At 69.5% G+C, this 19298-nt stretch carries 11 protein-coding genes; 6 read left to right on the forward strand and 5 right to left on the reverse strand.

The genetic code is table 11. The features are described 5' to 3' along the window. The first annotated feature begins 149 nt into the window (after window positions 1-149). A complete protein-coding gene (locus MFF40_RS17910; protein ID WP_238261613.1) occupies window positions 150-6506 on the forward strand; it encodes an autotransporter outer membrane beta-barrel domain-containing protein in 6357 nt (2118 codons plus the stop codon). Window positions 6507-6623: 117 nt separating this feature from the next. Here MFF40_RS17910 and MFF40_RS17915 read toward each other — a convergent pair whose 3' ends face one another. The 3 genes from MFF40_RS17915 to MFF40_RS17925 all read right to left on the reverse strand — a co-directional run bounded on the left by MFF40_RS17915 (window position 6624) and on the right by MFF40_RS17925 (window position 12108). Then, window positions 6624-7118, reverse strand: coding sequence for an HD domain-containing protein (locus MFF40_RS17915; RefSeq protein WP_147897727.1), 495 nt, complete (start codon window positions 7116-7118; stop codon window positions 6624-6626). Window positions 7119-7235: 117 nt separating this feature from the next. Beyond that, on the reverse strand, window positions 7236-10511 hold the full coding sequence (locus MFF40_RS17920; RefSeq protein ID WP_238261615.1) for a hypothetical protein: 3276 nt from the start codon (window positions 10509-10511) through the stop codon (window positions 7236-7238). 634 nt (window positions 10512-11145) lie between these two features. After that, window positions 11146-12108, reverse strand: a complete 963-nt coding sequence (locus MFF40_RS17925; RefSeq protein ID WP_238261644.1) for a GlxA family transcriptional regulator — start codon at window positions 12106-12108, stop codon at window positions 11146-11148. A 114-nt stretch (window positions 12109-12222) separates the two neighbouring features. Here MFF40_RS17925 and MFF40_RS17930 point away from each other — a divergent pair, with 114 nt between their 5' ends. Then, window positions 12223-12864, forward strand: a complete 642-nt coding sequence (locus MFF40_RS17930; protein ID WP_147857562.1) for an HD domain-containing protein — start codon at window positions 12223-12225, stop codon at window positions 12862-12864. A 150-nt stretch (window positions 12865-13014) separates the two neighbouring features. Here the strand turns inward: MFF40_RS17930 and MFF40_RS17935 are convergent, their stop codons facing one another. Further along, a complete protein-coding gene (locus MFF40_RS17935; protein ID WP_147897873.1) occupies window positions 13015-13851 on the reverse strand; it encodes an outer membrane protein in 837 nt (278 codons plus the stop codon). 412 nt (window positions 13852-14263) lie between these two features. Between MFF40_RS17935 and MFF40_RS17940 the strand changes: the two genes are divergently transcribed. Both MFF40_RS17940 and MFF40_RS17945 read left to right on the forward strand, forming a co-directional pair. Continuing rightward, a complete protein-coding gene (locus MFF40_RS17940) occupies window positions 14264-14812 on the forward strand; it encodes a GAF domain-containing protein (protein WP_238261617.1) in 549 nt (182 codons plus the stop codon). Window positions 14813-14920: 108 nt separating this feature from the next. Next, complete coding sequence (locus MFF40_RS17945; RefSeq protein WP_187277793.1) at window positions 14921-15070, forward strand: hypothetical protein; 150 nt, start codon at window positions 14921-14923, stop codon at window positions 15068-15070. A gap of 27 nt (window positions 15071-15097) precedes the next feature. Here the strand turns inward: MFF40_RS17945 and MFF40_RS17950 are convergent, their stop codons facing one another. Continuing rightward, window positions 15098-15967: a trypsin-like serine peptidase gene (locus tag MFF40_RS17950; RefSeq protein ID WP_147897874.1), complete on the reverse strand. Its 870-nt coding sequence runs from the start codon at window positions 15965-15967 to the stop codon at window positions 15098-15100. A gap of 382 nt (window positions 15968-16349) precedes the next feature. On the opposite strand from MFF40_RS17950, the gene MFF40_RS17955 reads away from it, so the two are divergent. Together MFF40_RS17955 and moxJ are read left to right on the forward strand one after the other, a co-directional pair. Continuing rightward, window positions 16350-18233, forward strand: a complete 1884-nt coding sequence (locus MFF40_RS17955) for a methanol/ethanol family PQQ-dependent dehydrogenase (RefSeq protein WP_147855808.1) — start codon at window positions 16350-16352, stop codon at window positions 18231-18233. Window positions 18234-18360: 127 nt separating this feature from the next. Further along, window positions 18361-19266, forward strand: a complete 906-nt coding sequence (gene moxJ / locus MFF40_RS17960; protein WP_238261619.1) for a methanol oxidation system protein MoxJ — start codon at window positions 18361-18363, stop codon at window positions 19264-19266. Window positions 19267-19298 lie beyond the last annotated feature (32 nt).

Consider the following 19298-nt stretch of genomic DNA (forward strand, 5'->3'; position numbering starts at 1 on the left):
TAAGGGTTTCATTAACCATCCTGATGAGACATCGACATCGCGTCGACGCGTGACCGACGCATGGCGATCCGGTCCGCCGAAGACCCTGACCGTCCCGCTGAGGGCTGCGCGTGTTTGCAGGGCCGTGCGGGCAAAGAGACTCGTTCCTGATGCCGTCCTTCCAAGGCCAGTCAATCATCCCGACCTGCGATCGCAAGATCCGCAACGGGGGCCGGCTTCCGGTCACGGCCGTCACCGCCGTAGCACTGCTCTTGGGCTCCCCCGCGCCGGCCGCCGAGCGCCCCCAGCCGACGGTGACGAGCGGCCCTGACGGCCGAAACGGGCAAGCCAACGCCATCTTCTCGAATGTCGCCGCGACGCCCGGCCGAGACGGCGGCGACGTGACCCTGATCGATGTCGATCCCACGGCCGCCGGGCGCGATGCCGCCGCGACGATCCAGGTCGGCTCGGTGGGCGGAAACGGCGGCCGGGGCGACACGCGCGCTTGGGCGTCCGTCCCCGGCGCCGATGGCGGGCGCGGCGGGGCCGTCGCGGTGACGCTGTCGGACGAAGTCGTCGGGCGGGGCGATCAGATCACCGACGCTGCGCGGCCGGTTTTCAAGCCGATCCCCCGGTTCTGGGTCTTCTCCCGGGGCGGGAATGGCGGCGACGCCCAGAAGGATGTCGGCGGCGGCGGCGCTGCCGGCTCGGTCAGCCTGACCCTGTCGTCCACGGTCTCGACCGAGGGACAGGCCTTCCTGGGCGTCCGGGTGAGCGCGGTCGGCGGCAAGGCCGGCTACGGCGGCACCGACGCGGACCAGACCGCGTCCCGGCAGGGCGGCGCCGGCGGTCCGGCCTCGCTCACGGTGACGCGCTCCGGCCAGGTGATCACCGACGGCGTCGGGGCGACCGCGGTGATCGTCGAGTCCCTCGGCGGCGCCGGCTCCATCCGCGGATCCGGGACCGCCTACAGCAACCCGTACGTGACGCAGGGTGGCGCGGGCGGCACCGCGCGCCTCGACATGTCCGGGACGATCAGGACCTCCGGCGACTACGCCCTCGGCGCCCTGGTCCAGAGCATCGGCGGCAACGGCGGCAACCAGCCGGATGCCGGCGGACGGCCGGGTGCCCGGGGCGGCGACGGCGGCACCGTCACGGTGACCCAGCGCGGCACGATCGTCACGGAGGGCGACTACGCCCTCGGCCTCGTGGCGCAGTCGGTCGGCGGGCCGGGCGGCGCGGGCGGCGGCGGCGTCTTCGGCGGCGGCACCGGTGGCGCCGCCGCCCCGGGCGGGACGGTGACCCTGACCAACAGCGGCACGGTGACGACCTCCGGCGCTGGGGCGACCGGCCTCGTCGCGCAGAGCATCGGCGGCGGCAGCGCCCTCTCGGCCCTGCCGCTCTCGGCCCTCGCGGTCGCATCCACGACCACTGGCGGCGGGGCCGGGGGCACGGCGCTCTGGTTCTCCAGCGGCGGCGCGGGCGGTACGGGCGGCGCCGGCGGCACCGCCGAGATCGTCAACGCGGGCGGCCGGATCACGACCGAGGGCGAATCCGCCTTCGGGGCGCTCGCGCAGAGCATCGGCGGCAGCGGCGGCACCGGAGGGCGTGCGGTCACCGCGGGCGCTTTCTTCTCCGTCGGCCTGGGTGGCGGCGGCGGTGGTGGCGGCGATGGCGGTCTGGCCCGCTTCACCGGCCGGGCCGGCGCGATCGAGACGAGCGGAGCGGGATCGACGGCCGTGCTGGTGCAGAGCGTCGGCGGCGGCGGCGGTGTGGGCGGCGACGTCAGAAGCACCGCGGTCGGGGTCGTGCTCTCGGCCTCCTGGGCGATCGGCGGGTCCGGCGGCAAGGGCGGCAACGGCGGCGAGGCCCGGATCGACAGCAGTACGACGGTGACGACCGCGGGTTTCGGGGCGAACGGCCTGTCCGTCCTCAGCATCGGCGGCGGCGGTGGAATCGGCGGCCTCGCCAGAGCGACGGCCATCACGGCGCCCCTGGTCACGCCGAGCGGCAAGGCGCTGCCGAGCTTCGCCTTCTCCACCGCGATCGGCGGATCGGGCGGCGACGGCGGCAACGGCGGCCCTACAGGCATGATCAATTCCGGGCGGGTCACCACCTACGGCGATTCCGCCATCGGCCTGCTCGCCCTCAGCGTGGGCGGCGGCGGCGGCATCGGCGGCGATGCGGCGGCCTACGCGCTGGCGGTCGCGCCCCCGGGTCAGACGGCCGTGTCCGCCTCCTCGACGCTGGGCGGTACGGGCGGCGGCGGCGGCAACGGCGGCGCCGTGACGGCTGAGAACAGCGGGGTGGTGCGCACCTCGGGGGACGGCGCCGTCGGCATCGCGGCCCAGAGCATCGGCGGCGGCGGCGGCAATGGCGGCGGCGCCACCGCGACGAGCAACAGCGTGAGCCTCCGGCGGAACGTCATCGTGTCGCGGGGCGTCGGCGGGATAGCGGGCGGCGGCGGGGTCGGCGGCGCGGTCACGGTCACGCAGGCCGGCAGCGTCACCACCGGGGGCGCCTCCGCGACCGGCATCCTGGCGCAGAGCATCGGCGGCGGCGGCGGTAACGGCGGCGCTGCCTCGACGCTGGCGGCCCCCGGCTTCTCCTTCGACAAGACCCTGAACGGCCTCCTCGGAAAGCTCCCGATCGCCGATGCCCTCACGGTGACGGAGACGATCGGCGGCGTCGGAGGGATCGGCAATCGCGGCGGCTTGGTCACGGTGACGAACCAGGGCGCGATCACGACCGGCGGGTCGAACGCCTACGGCATCGAGGCTCAGAGCGTCGGCGGGGGCGGCGGCAATGGCGGCACCGTGTCCGGATCGGCCCAGGGCAAGCTCGCCGTCAGCCTGACGCTCGGCGGAAAGGGCGGCGTCGGCGGCAGCGGCGGCGACGTGGCCGTCACCAACGCCGCCACCGGCGCGATCGCGACCTGGGGCGACGGTTCCCACGGGATCCTCGCGCAGAGCATCGGCGGTGGCGGCGGCACGGGCGGCAGCATCGCGGCACGCGAGGATTCCGATCCCGACACCGTGGGCACGCTCTGGAAGCAGATCAAGCAGACGATCGGTGTCACCGCCTACGAGACATGGGCGAAGGACAAGAGCAACAAGGAAAACAAGCAGGCGCTCGATCAATTCCTGAAGGACATCAAGACCAGCGATACGTACAAGGACCTCGCCGACACGCTCAAGAACTCGGATTTCGGCAAGGCGCTCAAGTCCTACAGCGGCAGCGTCTCGCGCTACCTGGACGCGCAGAAGAAGGGCGCCGCCAAGCTGCCCGATGTCTCGGCCACCCTGGCGCTGGGCGGCGACGGCGCGCAGGGCGGCAGCGGCGCTGCCGTCTCGGTCGAGAATGCCGGCACCATCCGGACGATGGGCATCGGTTCGCACGGCATCGTCGCCCAGAGCATCGGCGGGGGCGGCGGCCAGGGCGGCCTCGCCTTCGCGGAGGCGACCAACCAGACCAACGTCTCGGCGACGCTCGGCGGCACCGGCGGCAGCGGCAACACCGGCGGCACGGTCAAGATCGTGAATACCGGCCTCGTCGCCACCGCGGAGGAGGCCGCCTACGGCCTCTACGCGCAGAGCATCGGCGGCGGTGGCGGCAACGGCGTCGCCGCGACCATCGCCAACAGCAGCGCGAACAAGGGCCTGACCCTCAACCTGACCGTGGGCGGCTCCGGGGGGACCGGGGCGCATGGCGGATCGGTTCGGGTCGAGAATAGCGGCGCGGTGACCACCACGGGGACCGAGGCGCATGCGGTGGTCGCCCAGAGCATCGGCGGCGGCGGCGGGAGCTTTTCCGCGCCCTCCGCCGCGACGGCCGACGACGACACGCCTGCCGCGGAGAACGGGACGACAGCTTCCGGGAAGGGGGAATCCAAGACCGACGCCAAGACCGACGCCAAGACCGACGCCAAGACCGAGGCCAAAAGCAATTCCACGAGCGACGCGCAGGCCCTGGCGGACGCCCTGCTGGCCGCGCTCGACATCGCGCGGATCGCGCCTCCGGAGGATCCGGCCGGCGTGTCGGAGAAATCCGGCAGCCTGACGCTCGGCGGTTCCGGACGAACGGCGGGCCAAGGCGGCGCCGTGACGGTGGTCCAGGCCGGCTCGATCGCCACGACGGGCTTCGGGGCCGTGGGCATCCTGGCCCAGAGCATCGGCGGCGGCGGCGGCCTCGCCTCGGTCGCGGCCGGCCCGGGGGGGCACCGATACGCGTTCGGGATCGGCGGCGCCGGCGGCGCGTCGGGGAATGGCGGCCCGGTCACGGTGAGCCTCACAGCGGGCGCGCAGGTCTCCACCACCGGCGACGCGGCACCGGCCCTGCTGCTGCAGTCGATCGGCGGCGGTGGCGGCTATGGCGGCGCGCATCAGGTGATGGGCTACGCGGTCCCCTACGCATTGCGAGACGGCGCCAGCGGCGATGGCGGGGCCATCCGGGTGACGCTGGAGGACGGCGCCGCGATCCGCACGACGGGCGCCCAATCCCACGGCATCCTGGCCCAGAGCCTGGGCGGCGGCGGCGGCCTGCTCCTCGATCTCAACGGCCCGGTCACTGCGGCGTCGCCGGGCCAGAGCCGCCTCAACGCCAGCGGCAAGGGCGGCGACATCGCCATCGCGTCGTCCGGGTCGATCATCGCGTCGGGCCGGGATGCCTACGCGATCTTCGCCCAGTCCGGCGTCCAGCGCACCGACGGCAGCCTGGAGCCCGACCGGGAGCGGGGCGGCCGGATCGATATCCGGGTGAACGGCCTCGTCACCGGCGGCAGCGGGAGCGGGGCGGCGATCCGTGTCGATGGCGGGCGCTACACCACGATCGACATCGATCAGCGCGCCGTGGTCAGCGCCGCCTCGGGCCGGGCCATCGTCGGCGCCGTCACCGCCGGCGAGATCAACAATTACGGCACCGTGATCGGCGACGTGGACCTGGCCGCCGGCCAGGCGGGAAGCGTCACCTTCGTGAACGGTGGCTTCCACAACACGAGTGCGACCTCGGCGATCCTGCGCACCGGCCCCGAAGGCGTGATCGCGCTGGGTCCGAACGGCCGCCTTCACAACAGCGCCGTCCTCGACATCGGCGGCGTCGGCACCGTCGCCCGGGCGACCGTGACCGGAAGCTTCGAGCAGAGCGCGTACGGGCGCCTGCTGGTCGACGTCGCGCCCCTGGCGCCGGAGGGCGCCCTGCGCGCCGATCTCCTCACCGTCACCGGCACCGCATCCCTCAAGGGCGTGGTCGAGCCGCACCTGATCGATGGGCTCCTGCCCGGCCGGTACACCTTCCTCAGGGCCGCCCAGGTGTTGGAGAACAGCGCCGTCGCCACCGGCGGCAGCATCCATTCCGGCGCGGTCCCGATCTCCTGGTCGATCGTCGCGTCGGGCGACAGCCTCGCCCTGGTCCCGAGGGCCCGGTTCACCGATCCGGTGGGCGTGACGCTCACCACGGACCAGCGCAGCGTCGCGCAGGGCCTGCAGGACGCCTGGGACGGCAACACCACCAAGCTGGGAACCCTCTACGGGCGCTTCCTCTCGGTCGACAGCCAGAAGGCCTACGCGGCGGCCCTCGACGAGCTCAAGCCGGAATCCAACCAGGACAACCTGACCGACCGGACGCTCGACACCCGCAAGGGCCTCCAGCGGGCCATGAGCTGCCCGGCCTTCACCGGCACCGGCACGCTCCTGCGCGAGGGCGAGTGCGTCTGGGGCCGGATCACCAGCGCCCACACGACCCAGTCCGCGACGGCCGACGACGTCGGCTACCACCAGACCGCCCTCAGCTACCAGAGCGGTCTCCAGACCGAGTTCGCCCCGGACTGGTTCTTCGGCCTCACCGGCGCCTATACCCGCGCCCTCCAGAGCGACCCCGACCGGATCACCGGGACGACCAGCGATGCCGGCGACGTCTCTGCGGCGCTCAAGCACCAGATCGGCCCCTGGCTCCTCGCGGCCTCGGCCAATCTCGGTTATGCCTGGGCCGACAACAAGCGCTTGATCGACTTCGGCGGCATGACCGCGACGGCGCGCAGCAAGTCCGGCATCCTCACTGCGGGCGGGCGGCTGCGGGCGAGCTACCAGGTTCTGTTCGGGGACTGGTACCTCAAGCCCTACGCGGATCTCGACCTGCTCTACAGCTATAGCCCGGCCTATTCCGAGACCGGCGCCCCGGGCTTCAACCTCGACATGCGCCCGGTGGCCAAGACGCTGGTGGCGTTCAGCCCGATGCTGGAGATCGGCGGCCGGATCGACCTCGACGAAGGCCGCTGGATCCGGCCCTTCGGCACGCTGGGCGTGACGCTCCTGTCGGACGACCACTTCACCGGCAAGGCGAGCTTCCAGGGGACCGGCGCGCTCGGGCTGTTCGCCACGGAATCGTCGATTCCCGACCGCCTCGGCGAAATGGGCCTGGGCTTCCAGATCAGCCTGGGCGGCGGCATCGAGGTGACCGGCGAGTATCAGGGCCAGGTCGGCGACCACTTCCTCTCGCATGCGGGGACCGCCCGGATGCAGCTGCGCTTCTGAGGGCCGGGCCCGGCAACGCAGCGGGGGCCGACCAGGGGCCGCCACCCTGGCGGTCCGTGCTCCTGGGGGAACACCTGTCGTCCAGGCCGGCCGGGCCGGTCCTGCGCGTGCAGCGCCTTATCGCCCCGTGTACCCGAGCGCAGCCGCGGCCTCCTTCAGGCGCGCGAACGCCGTCGCGTAGCGCTCTCGCAGGAAGGTGGCGTCCGGCAGGATCCGGGAGGGGCAGAGGTTGTCCTCGTTGTCGGACATCTTGATCAGGATCGCCGGAAGACTGCCCGCGGCGATCACCTGCGTGATCCGCTCGGAATACGCCGTCCGTTCCTTCGGTTTCGTGAGGATCCCCACGGCCTCGATCACCTCCGGGGTGAACCCGGCCGCCCGCAGGTCCGCGGTCGAGCGCGGCGTATCCTCGAGGACGTCGTGAAGCAGGGCGGCCTGCATCACCCCCATGGGGTCGATGTCGAGGCCGTCCACCAGCCGGGCATGACCGGCCCGGGCCAGCGCGGCGTTGGCGACCCGCTCCAGGTGCCGCATGTAGGGCTGACCCCCCTTGTCGATCTGGCCCGCGTGAGCCGTGAGCGCGAAGGTGTGGGCGTCGAAGATCGTCGGCACGCTATCTCCCCTCAACGGATGCACCGGCACGCGCGCAGGATAGCGCATATCGCGCGCGCGCACCGGCCCGTCGGTGGGGAACGACCCGAGCGGCGGTGGCGTTCGGGCCGTTGCGTGTCAGAGTTGGCCGCCGAAGCTGAGCAGGCCTCCGACCGCCGTGGTGCCGAGTGCCGTCGTCCGCACGGAGGCGGTCGCCGACACGGTGAGGCTGTTGCCGAGGCCGAACGCCAGGCCGGTACGCGCCTCGCCTCGGGTGCGGGTCAGGTCGGCCTTGTAGCCGAAGTCGCCGATGTAGTCGGCATGGGCCGTGAACCGCATCGTCGGCTTGCGGACAGCCTGCTCGATCTCGACCCCCGAGATCCAGCTGAGGCCCGTCGTCAGCGGCACCGAAACATCCGCGCCGAGAAAGGCGAGCGTGCTGCGGTAGACGATCCCGTCGTACTGTACGGGAAAGCTGACATTGGCTTCCGTGTAGCATTGACGGGTGACGCGGCTGGTCCTGACCCCGCCATGCCAACCCAGCACCAGATCCCCGAAGACCGGGAGGGACTGCCCGATCTCGAGCGTTCCGGCGAGGCCGCCGATCCGGGCGTTGCCGGTGCCGGCCTCCGTGGCGGTGGTTTGCAGGCGGCGGATATCGGCATGGTACTGGCTGGCCGCCAACGCGGTGCGCATGTACCACGCACCCCCCGCGTAGGGTTGGCTCCAGTTGAGGAAGGCCCCCGCGCCGACAGCGTTGCGGTTGTCGTTGAACGCCGGCGACGGCAGGGCCCGGTAGGGCGCGTAGCTGAGATGGCCGCCGACCGTGAGATTGTCGGTCAGGCCATAGCTCAGGGGCAGCGTCGAGAGCGTATCGGTGCTGCTGCCGTCGGAGACGATCCCCGCGCTGGCCGACCAGCAGAGACTCCCGCGGCTGCAGGACCAGGTCTGCTGCAGATAGGCGAGCGACTGGCGCTGGATCTCCAGAACCGAGAACGTGTCGTATCGCAGCCGGGCGACCGACCGGCGCGTGTTCGTCACATCGACGAGTTGGGTCCGAACGTCCGTGGACGGCGCGGGGGTGGTCGAGGTCTGGGCGGGAGCCGGAGCCTGTGCCGGGGTGGTTGAGACCGTCGGAGCCGGTTCCGGGGCCGGTGCCGCGGGCTGCCCCTGCACCGACGCAGGCGTTGGGGCGGAGGCCTGCCCCGCCGCCGGGACGGAAACTTGGCCGGCTGTGCTGCTCTGGGTCTGGGTCCGGGCGGTCGAGGGCCCGCTGGCAGGCGTCGCCGGATAGGTGATCTTCCACAGGACGGCGTGGGGATCGCCCGAGTCGGTCTCGGAATAACCCGCTGCCACCCGGCCGTCAGCTGAGAGGGCCTGGACCTCGGACACGCCGCCGCCATCGGACCTCAGGGTGCCGAGATCGCTCCTGCTGCGCCACCCGTCGCCGAACCAGACGACGCCGTGCGCGAACCCCGAACTGGTGCTCGCCATGCCGCCGGCGACCCGGCCGTCGGCGGACAGGGCCCGCACCCAGGACGAGCCGCTGTTGTCGGCCCGGAGCGTGCCGAGGTCGCGCTTCTCCGACCAGCGCGATCCGGACCAGAGCGCTGCATGGGTGTAGCCGGAATCCGTCGTGCTGCTGCCCGCCGCCACGGTGCCGTCGGCCGACAGCGCCCGCACCGTCGACGTGCCCCGGTTGTCGGATTTCAACGTGCCGAGATCGGTCTTGGTCGTCCAATTGGCGCCGGACCACAGGGTGGCGTGCGAATAGACGTCCACGCTCCGATCGGGGGCCGCATAGCCGCCGACCACGGACCCGTCCTTCGACAGTGCGTAGGCCCAGGACGTCCCGGAATTGTCGGACCGCAGGGTGCCGAGATCGGTCTTGGTCGTCCAGTTCCGCCCCGACCACAGCGCCGCATGGGTCGTCCCGGAATCGACGCTCGACTCGCCGGCCGCGACGCGCCCGTCATCGGACAGGGCGTAGACGCCGGACGTGCCCGACTGGTCCGATGTCAGGGTGCCCAGATCGGTCTTGGTCGCCCAGCGGTTTCCTGACCATACGATGGCGTGCAGCCTCTGGTCGGCGTTCTCGGCGATCCCCGCGATGACGCTGCCGTCCTTGGACACCGCGTAGGCCTTCGCGGCGCCGGTGTTGTCGCCCCTTAAGGTGCCGAGATCCTGCTTCTGCGACAGGTCGGCGCCCGACCAGGCCGCGGCACGCATGTTGGGACCCTGGCCGTCCGCATACGAATCCCCGACCGCGACGCTGCCGGTGGCGGAGAGTCCCCAGATCTCCGAAGCCCAGCCATTGTCGGTCTTGAGCGTGCCGAGATCCCGCTTGTCGCTGCTTCCGATCGTGGGGGCGGCCTGAACCTGCCTGTCCGTGCCGGTGGCGGGCGTCGCGTTCTCGACGGTGATCTTGGTATCGTTGTCGACTACGCGGTGGAGTTCGTCGGACGTCAGGGAGATGATACCGGCATGTCGCGGCGAGAGCTGGTTGACGTCGGAGCCCGAGACGGGCGTGAAGGTCTTGAAATCCGTCGTCTTGACCAGCTGAAATCCATTATTTATGTAATTTTCGTACATGACGATATAGCCGCTGCCATCGTTCAGGCGGTAAGCCTGCGGCCCTTCGACGGCATTGCTGGTCCTCTGCACCTCATCCTGCGAGGGCATGATATAGCCCCAGGTCAGATGGTCGGACACGGCATGCTTGATGACTCGGAGCCGGGCCGTGCTTCCCTGAGGCGACGACTCCGCCTTCATCAGCATATGATATTTGCCGTCTTGTTCGGTGATATCGTAGTCGATGTATCCGACGCCGTCCCGAGCATAGAACAGCTGTCTGGGTGTCTCAGTCAGCGCCGTAAAATCGCGGTTGGTGTGGGCGTAATAGGCCTTGTAGGGATCGTTTGATCCGACGGTCAGATAGACCATGTTCCGGTCGGTCAACGGATTGTAGGCGACCTGCGGGGCCCAGGCGGCGTGGAGGCCGGGGAACAAATTTGGATACTGCTTTTCGAAGTTGACGGTCGAGGATTTCCAATGAATGAGGTCCGGAGATTGCATCAGGACGATGCCCCGGTTGCTTCCCCAACCCTTCCAGCTCTGCATATCGGTCGCGGTCATGACGAAATTGCCGTCCTGCCCACGGTAGATGTAAGGGTCTCGAAGGCCGCCCATCTCGGTGTGACTTGCGTCAATGACGGAATTGCCATTGTTTAGCTTGTTAAAACGGCGGCCATCCAGGCTGTAGGAGAACTTCAACGTCTCCTCCCACGGGCGATTGCCCGTAAAATATGTCAATAAATATCCGTCGTACGGCGGATATTCTCCCGCTGCAAAGCTGCCGCTGGATGTAATTTGAAAGCATATAGCTGTAGCAGCGATTTTTATCGCGTGTTTCATTGTGTATCCCCCCTGTTTTATATTTTTGATCAGTTTTTATTATCCATGCCGCCTCCTGATCATCGCGCAGTTGCCTGATGCGCGACGCGATTGGGTTGCCCGACAAGACGTCGGGTCCGATCACGGTGTCCGTCGATTTTTAGGCAAAACGGAAAGATCATTGTCAATATTGATCGTATAGACCGCGCCGATTGCCAGAAAAATTCTAGCATATTTTCAAGAAGACGGACTACCGCGACGCTTCACGAAACGAGCCTATGACGGAAAGGCCGAGTCGGAGCATAAGACGCATTAAATTGCCGACGCAACAGCAAAAATGCAAGTTTATGCCAAACATCATAGATGAGGTATAGATTTTGCAGCGCACATATATTCGGTAGGAAGACCAATGACCCACGCATCGCGGATTGATCTTCATTCTGATCGAAAAGATCAGATATTTTCGCCCGTCATGGCGAGTCCGCAAGCGCCGGGGCGAAGGCGACCCTCCTGTTGCCGGTTTGCGACAGGGCCTCGGTGCGGACTCCCGGCATGTCGGTACAGCCCCCTGCGGAGGGGGCGCGGGATCCGACGATGTTCGGCTGACAGGCGTTGATGTCTGGCGGTCGACGGCCGCTTCCAAATGACGGCCCGCTCACCCCGCGCCGTTCCGCCTGCGGAATTCGGCCGGCGTGATGCCGACGTGGCGCACGAAGGCGCGGCGCAGGGTGTCGGCGTTGGCGAACCCCGTCAGGGCGGCGACCTGCTTGGGCGGGAGGCTGTCCGCCTCCAGACAGCGCCGTGCCGCCGCGACGCGCGCCGCCTCGACCCAGTCGGCCGGCGTCACGCCGACCTCGTTCCGGAACAGGCGGGCGAAGTGCCGGGGGCTGAGGCCGGCCCGTCCGGCCAGCCGGGCCACGCTGTGATCCTCGGCGGGCGCGGCCGCGATCCAGCGCTGGATCTCCTGGAGGATTGCCCGGCCTGACGGCTCTGTCGCGCCGCTTCGGCTGAACTGCAGTTGGCCCCCGGGGCGTTTGAAGAACATCACCAGTTGCGCCGCGACGCGCTTGGCGACGTCCCGCCCGAGATCCTCCTCGACGAGGGCGACGGCAAGGTCGAGGCCCGCGGTCACCCCGGCGGCGGTGCAGACCGGACCGTCGCGGACCTGGATCGCGTCGGGCTCGACCCGGATCGCGGGGTAGCGCCGGGCCAGGGCGTCGGCGGCCGCCCAATGCGTGGTGACCCGGCGTCCGTCCAGCAGCCCGGCTTCGGCGAGGGCGAAGGCCCCGGTGCAGACCGATCCGTAGCGCCTGGCCGCGGGCGCCGTGCGCCGCAGCCAGTCGAGGAAGGCGGCGGCCGGACGGCGATGGGGCGCGTCCGGCGATCCCGCCACCAGCAGCGTGTCGAGGGCGCCGGCGTCGGCCTCGAAGATGGTCCGATCCGCCAGCAGTCGCGCGCCCGACGAGGTCCGGATGACGGCGGTGTCGATCGAGACGATCTCGGTGCGGTAGACACACCGCCCGGCTTGGACGTTCGCCTCCGCGAAGACGTCCAGCGGGCCGGAGACGTCGAGCATCTGCACGCCCGGTCCCGCGGCGATCGCCAGCCTCCGCTCCATGGTGCCCTCCCCGGCGTCCGTCGCACGCACGAATTGTCCGTCCGAGACGTGTTCCGTCAACTCCGGACGCGGCGCGCCGGGCTACCGTCTCGGGGTCAGCAAGGAGGGAAAGCCATGGCTCATCCAATCGACGGCGTCGCCATTCCCGACAGCACGCTTGCCCGGGCGGTGACCGAACTGGTCCGGGATACGGAATCGCCGCTGCTGTTCCACCATTCCAGCCGCGTCTATTACTTCGGCGCCCTGGCGGGGAAGCAGCGCGGCCTCAGCTACGATCCGGAGTTGCTCTATGTCGGGGCCATGTTCCACGACATGGGGCTGACGCCGCAGCACAGCAGCGCGCATGAACGCTTCGAGGTCGACGGTGCCAACGCGGCGCGGGATTTCCTGCGCCAGCACGGCATCGCGCAGGCCGACATCGACACGGTGTGGACCGCCATCGCGCTGCACACCACGCCGGGAATCCCGCAGCACATGCACCCGGTGGTCGCGCTGGTCACCGCCGGGGTCGAGATGGACGTGCTCGGCCTGACCTACGCCGCCTACAGCGACGCGGAGCGCTCGGCCGTGGTGCGGGCGCATCCGCGGACCCCGCATTTCAAGGAGGACATCATCCAGGCGTTCTACGAGGGGATCCGGCACAAGCCGGAGACGACCTTCGGCAACGTCAAGGCCGACGTCCTCGCCGACAAGGAGCCGCATTTCCACGCCGGCAACTTTTGTCGCGTGATCCGTGAGTCGCCCTGGCGCGGATGAGGGCATAGCCTACGGCGCGCCGTCCTGCAGAACGGCAGAACCCCGGGGGCCAGGGGCACCCGGGGTTCTGTACGACCTGAGCGGCCGGGCCGCCGTGACGGCTCCCGGCCGAGACAACTCCCGGCCCGGAGGCCGGGAGCGTCGCGGGTCCTAGTACGAGCCGAACTTGTAGTTCAGGCCGGCGCGGACGACGGCGAACTCGTCGTCGCGGCGGCCGATGGCGCTGTAGGCCACCGGGACGAGGTTGGCGGCGTTGACCACCAGGGCGCCCTGGTTGCGGTTGCCGCGCTCCAGGTTGACGTACAGGCCTTCGATCTTGAACGTCACGGCCGAGGACCGGAAGAAGTTCAGGAACGACTCGGTGGGGAGGGCGAACTCGACGCCGCCGCCGACGGCGTAGCCGGTGCGGAAGCTGTCGTTGCCGGCGTAGCCGCCGAACGAGCGGTCGGCGCTGCCCGAGCCGTAGGCGAAGCCGCCGGTGCCGTACACGAGGGTGCGGTCGAAGGCGTAGCCGAGGCGGCCGCGCACGGTGCCGAAGTAGTCGAGGCTCGACAGGCCGCGCGGGTCGGTGACGTAGTAGCCCGGGGCGACGGCGCCGTTCACGAAGGCGTTGTTCCGGCTACGGCCGAAGTCGAGGTACTGGGCATCGGCCTCGATGCCGACGACCACGCCCGAACCCGGGGTGAACTGGACGTTGTAGCCGATCTGCGCGCCGCCGGAGAAGCCGTCCTGGCTGCGGTTGCGGAAGGTGGCGGTGGTGCCGGGAACGGCGAACGGGGCCGGGACGCCGAAGGTGGAGTTGTTCGAGCGGCTGCTGGCGTCGAAGGCGTAGCCGGCGTTGAAACCAGCGTAGAAGCCGGTCCAGGTGAACACCGGCACCGGGGTGAACACGGGCGGCGGGGCGGCGCGGCGCGGCAGGTCGGCGGCCGAGGCGGCGCCGGTCAGGAGGGCCGTGGCGGCGCTCGCGAGAAGAAGCTTCTTGATCATCTGGTCCTCAATCTCCCGTTGATCGGGATGTGCCGGATGACAGGACGTGAGGACGGCCCGACGCGATAGTGCAGCTTTGCAACAGCGCCGGCGAAGGCTCCGAACCGGTGCCCGAAAACGTGCGCTGGCACACATCGAGGGTGCCAAAAGCCTCGGACTGCGCATTATTGGGCCAAATCTGCTGGCGGATAGAACTATTCCTCCACTCCGCCGACAGCTGTCCATCGTTAACTTGGCGGCAACATCCGCAGCCCGGCGGGCGGCGTGCCTCCGCGGTCGCGTCGCCTGCAGATTGCACGGCCAGGCAGGGTGCGGGCGTCACGTCCCGAAGGATGTCTCCGCGCGGGGCCTGCCGACGGCAATCGCCGCGTGCGGCGTGGACGATCCGGGCTACTTCCCGTAGCTTCGGGCCATGTCAGAGGCCCATTTCCCGCCCGATCCCGGGCTGGCGCGGGCAATCGACCGCCTGGCGGTCGCCCGGTCCATCGCGGACGTCGTGTCCATCCTGCGCGAGACGGCGCGGGACATCGTCGGCTCCGACGGGATCGCCGTGGTCCTGCGCGAGGGCGAGTCCTGTTTCTATGCCGCGGAGGACGCGATCGAGCCGCTCTGGTGCGGCCGCCGGTTCCCGCTCACCGCCTGCATCTCCGGCTGGGCGATGCTCAACGACCGGACCGCCGTGGTCCCGGATATCGAACTCGATGCACGATTGCCGGTCGAGGCCTACCGCGCCACGTCGATGCGCAGCCTGGTGATGGTGCCGATCGGGTCGCCCGAGCCGATGGCGGCGCTGGGTGCCTATTGGTGTGCGTCGGTGATCCCGGACGACGGTACGGTCTGCCGGATCGAGACGCTGGCCCGGCAGGCCGCGGTCGCGCTGGTTCGCCTGCGCGTCCCCTCGTATGCCGGGAGCCCGGTTTCGGCGCCGCGGCCCGTCGGTGAGGCCCGGCAGCCGCAGTGAGTCGCCGCCCGGGACGGACTGCGCGGCGGCGTCGCAGCGCGGATCGATCGCCGGCCCCGCGCCGTTTTCCGCCGGTCTCGACCCGCCCGGACGCCGCAAGCCAGCCTCATGAAGCGCCTCATCCTCATCGGCATCTTCGTCGCCCTGTTCGCCGGGATCATCGCGATCGCCGGCCGCTGGTCGATGGTCACGCCCGTCAATCCCGCGGTGGCGCCCGACACCTCCGCGACCCCGAACCCCACCGGGCAGCGCAAATGACGGGGCGCTGACGCCGCGGCGCCGCCCTCACCGGCGCCCGCCCGCCTCCGCGCGACCGCGGAGGGCGGCCAGAAGTCCGCCTTCGAACAGCAGCGCGGAGCCGTAGTGGAACTCGATGTCGAACCGGCTGCGGGAATTCATCGCCAGGGATGCGCTCTGCAGGGCGACGAGCCTGCCCGCCTCGTCGAACAGGCCTGAGCCCGATCCGCCGTAGCCGTCGTTGCAATCGTGGCGCGCGCGCCGGATCGCATCCTCGCTCGGCGGGTCGATCCGGCGGATCGCGCATCGCTCGAGGCTGCTCGGGCCCCGATAATTGCCGTGGCCGGCCGGGGACACCATGGTCACCGGCAAGGCGATGTCCCCGATCGGCAGATCCGGCGGATCCGGCAGCGGCTGCGGGACGGCCTCGGCCGGGCGGGTCAGGTGCAGGATCGCCCAATCGTCGGTGATGTGCAGGCCGTCCGCCCCGGGGGCGGTTCCCAGCACCAGGCTGTCGGGCTCGAAATCGTAGTTGCGGCCGTCGATCTGGAAGTAGCAATCCGCCACCGAGCGCGTGACCGCGAGGCGGCGGTCGCGGAAATTGTGGGCGTTCAACACCACGGTCGATGGATCCGCGATCAGCCAGGCCGCCGCGGCTTTTTGCGGCACCCCGTCGCGGCTGCGGCACCACAGGATGCCGGCACCCCTGAAACGGTCGAAATCGGCCCCGGTGAGGTCGCGGCGTCCGTCGTGCGGGTAGAGGGCGGCCATCCGGCGGGGCGGGCCGGCCCGGTCCTCCGATGGGGCTTTGTACCGGTCTTCGGCCCGGGCCGCACCGGCGAACGCCAGCAGGGCCGCGAGCAGCCGGATCCCGAGGCGGCCCGGAGCCGGGCGGACGGCTTTGCCGACGACCGGCATTTCCGCAGCAAAGCGCGCTCTGGACCGTATCGAGCCCATTCGTCGGCCCCGAAGACTGGAGGCCGAGGGTGAGCCCGGCCGGGAGCATTGTTGTGGGCAGGCACCGGGGGGCGGTCAAGCGGGCCGGGCGTATTACGCCCCTTCCCGGCGGCGTTGCCAAATTATCCCGACAACAAATGTCAGCTTGCCTGAAGACATCATCGGGCATTGGCGCATAAAACTGAAAGGTGACAAGATCTTAATAAGCAGATCATAAAGGTCGAATGTCTCTAAGTCGCAAATAAAGCTGACTATCGATGCGACCGACCGCGATCGATCTTGCACTGCAACAATCAATAGCCGCGCAGCCTGACGGCGAGGCGGCCTGGCGAGGAGATGCATCATGAGAAGGCTAGCGAGTTCCGTCTCGGCCCTGGCGATCCTGGCACTGGCGCCGGTCGGCCTTACGGGCGCGGCTTTCGCCAACGACAAGCTCATCGAGCAGTCGAAAAGCGGCGACAACTGGGTGATGCCCGGTAAGAACTACGACTCCGACAATTACAGCGACCTGACGCAGATCAACAAGACCAACGTCAAGCAGCTGAAGCCGGCCTGGACCTTCTCGACCGGCCTGCTCAACGGTCACGAGGGGGCGCCCCTGGTGGTCGACGGGAAGATGTACGTCCACACCTCGTTCCCGAACAACACCTTCGCGCTCGACCTCGACGATCCGGGCAAGATCCTGTGGCAGGACAAGCCGAAGCAGAACCCGGCCGCCCGGTCGGTCGCCTGCTGCGATCTCGTCAACCGCGGGCTGGCCTACTGGCCGGGCGACGGCAAGACGCCGGCGCTGATCCTGAAGACCCTGCTCGACGGCAACGTCATGGCGCTGAACGCGCAGACCGGCGAGACCGTCTGGAAGGTCGAGAACTCCGACATCAAGGTCGGCTCGACGCTGACGATCGCCCCCTACGTAGTGAAGGACAAGGTGATCATCGGCTCCTCGGGCGCCGAGCTCGGCGTGCGCGGCTACCTCACGGCCTACGACGTGAAGACCGGTGCCCAGGTCTGGCGGGCCTACGCGACCGGCCCGGACGAGGACCTGCTGCTCGCCAAGGACTTCAACATCAAGAACGCCCATTACGGCCAGAAGGGCCTGGGCACCTCCACCTGGGAGGGCGACGCCTGGAAGATCGGCGGCGGCACCAACTGGGGCTGGTACGCCTACGATCCGGGCACGAACATGATCTACTTCGGCACCGGCAACCCGGCGCCCTGGAACGAGACCATGCGTCCGGGCGACAACAAGTGGACGATGACGATCTTCGGCCGGGACGTCGACACCGGCGAGGCGCATTTCGGCTACCAGAAGACGCCCCACGACGAGTGGGACTATGCCGGCGTCAACGTGATGATGCTGTCCGAGCAGAAGGACAAGGACGGGAAGATGAGGAAGCTCCTCACCCACCCGGACCGCAACGGCATCGTCTACACCCTCGACCGCACGGACGGCTCGCTGGTCACGGCCAACAAGATCGACGACACCGTCAACGTGTTCAAGTCGGTGGACCTGAAGTCCGGCACGCCGGTGCGCGACCCGGAATACGGCACCCGGATGGATCACCTCGCCAAGGACATCTGTCCCTCCGCGATGGGCTACCACAACCAGGGGCACGATTCCTACGATCCGAAGCGCCAAGCCTTCTACATGGGCATCAACCACATCTGCATGGATTGGGAGCCCTTCATGCTGCCCTACCGGGCAGGCCAGTTCTTCGTCGGCGCGACGCTGAACATGTATCCGGGCCCGAAGGGTGACCGGCAGAACTACGAAGGTCTCGGCCAGATCAAGAGCTACAACGCGATCACGGGCAAGTTCAACTGGGAGAAGATGGAGCGCTTCGCGGTCTGGGGCGGCACCACCGCCACCGCCGGAAACCTCGTCCTGTACGGGACGCTCGACGGCTTCATCAAGGCCCGCGACTCCGACAACGGCGACCTGCTCTGGAAGTTCAAGCTGCCGTCCGGGGCGATCGGCTATCCGATCACCTACACCCACAAGGGTACCCAGTACGTCGCCATCTACTACGGCGTCGGCGGCTGGCCGGGCGTAGGCCTGGTGTTCGACCTGCAGGATCCGACCGCCGGCCTCGGCGCGGTCGGCGCCTTCAAGAAGCTCGCCAACTACACCCAGATGGGCGGCGGCGTGGTGGTGTTCTCGCTGGACGGCAAGGGCCCGTACGACGACCCGAACGTCGGCGAGTACGCGCAGCACGCCGCAAAGTAAGCCGCGCCTGATCCGCGCGTCATAGCGCCCGACCGCTCCGCCGCCCCGCTCGGGCGGCGGAGCCCCGGCTCGGCGGACCCGGCCCACGGGGCGCCCCCCGACAAGGCTCATTGAGGGAAACGATACCATGCCGCTCCTCGGCGGACTCCTTCGCGCGGCGACCTGCGCCGCAGCTCTGCTCGCCCTGGCGATCCCGGCCCAGAACGCCCGGGCTCAGGAATCCGAGGCCCAGGCCATCCAGTCCGCGCCCGGCAAGGCCGCGGCCGCGCCCAAACCCGACCCGTCCATCCTGCGGATCTGCGCCTCCGAGAAGCAGCCGCCGCTGTCCATGCGGGACGGCTCCGGGCTCGAGAACCGCGTCGCGGCCGCGGTGGCGGAGGCGATGGGGCGCAAGCCGGTGTTCGTCTGGCTCGACAAGCCGGCGATCTACCTGGTGCGCGACGGGCTGGAGAAGCGGACCTGCGACGTGGTGGTCGGGCTCGACAGCGACGACCCGCGGGTGCTGGCCACCAAGCCCTATTACCGCAGCGGCTACGTCTTCATCACCCGTGCGGACAAGGACCTCGACGTGAAGTCGTGGTCGGACCCGCGCCTCAAGACGGTCGACCACATGGTCGTCCCGCTGGGCTCGCCGGGCGAGGCGATGCTGAAGGATATCGGCCGCTACGAGGAGGACATGGCCTACCTCTACTCGCTGGTCGGCTTCCGCGCGCCGCGCAACCAGTACACGCAGATCGATCCCGCCCGGATCGTCAGCGAGGTCGCCAACGACAAGGCGGATGTGGGCGTCGCCTTCGCCCCCGACGTGGCCCGCTACGTCAAGGACTCGACCGTGCCCCTGCGCATGACGCTCGTGCCCAACGACACGGTGAGCAGCGACGGCCGCAAGATGCCGCAGAGCTTCGACCAGTCCATGGGCGTGCGCCGGGACGACACGGCGCTCCGCGACGCCCTCGACGCCGCCATCGTCAAGGCCAAGCCCCGGATCGACGCGATCCTGAAGCAGGACGGCGTGCCGGTGGCCACCAACTGACCCTCGCCGCGCGGCCGGCGAGCGAGCGCCGC

Source organism: Methylobacterium mesophilicum (genome assembly GCF_022179445.1).
Lineage (GTDB): Bacteria > Pseudomonadota > Alphaproteobacteria > Rhizobiales > Beijerinckiaceae > Methylobacterium > Methylobacterium mesophilicum.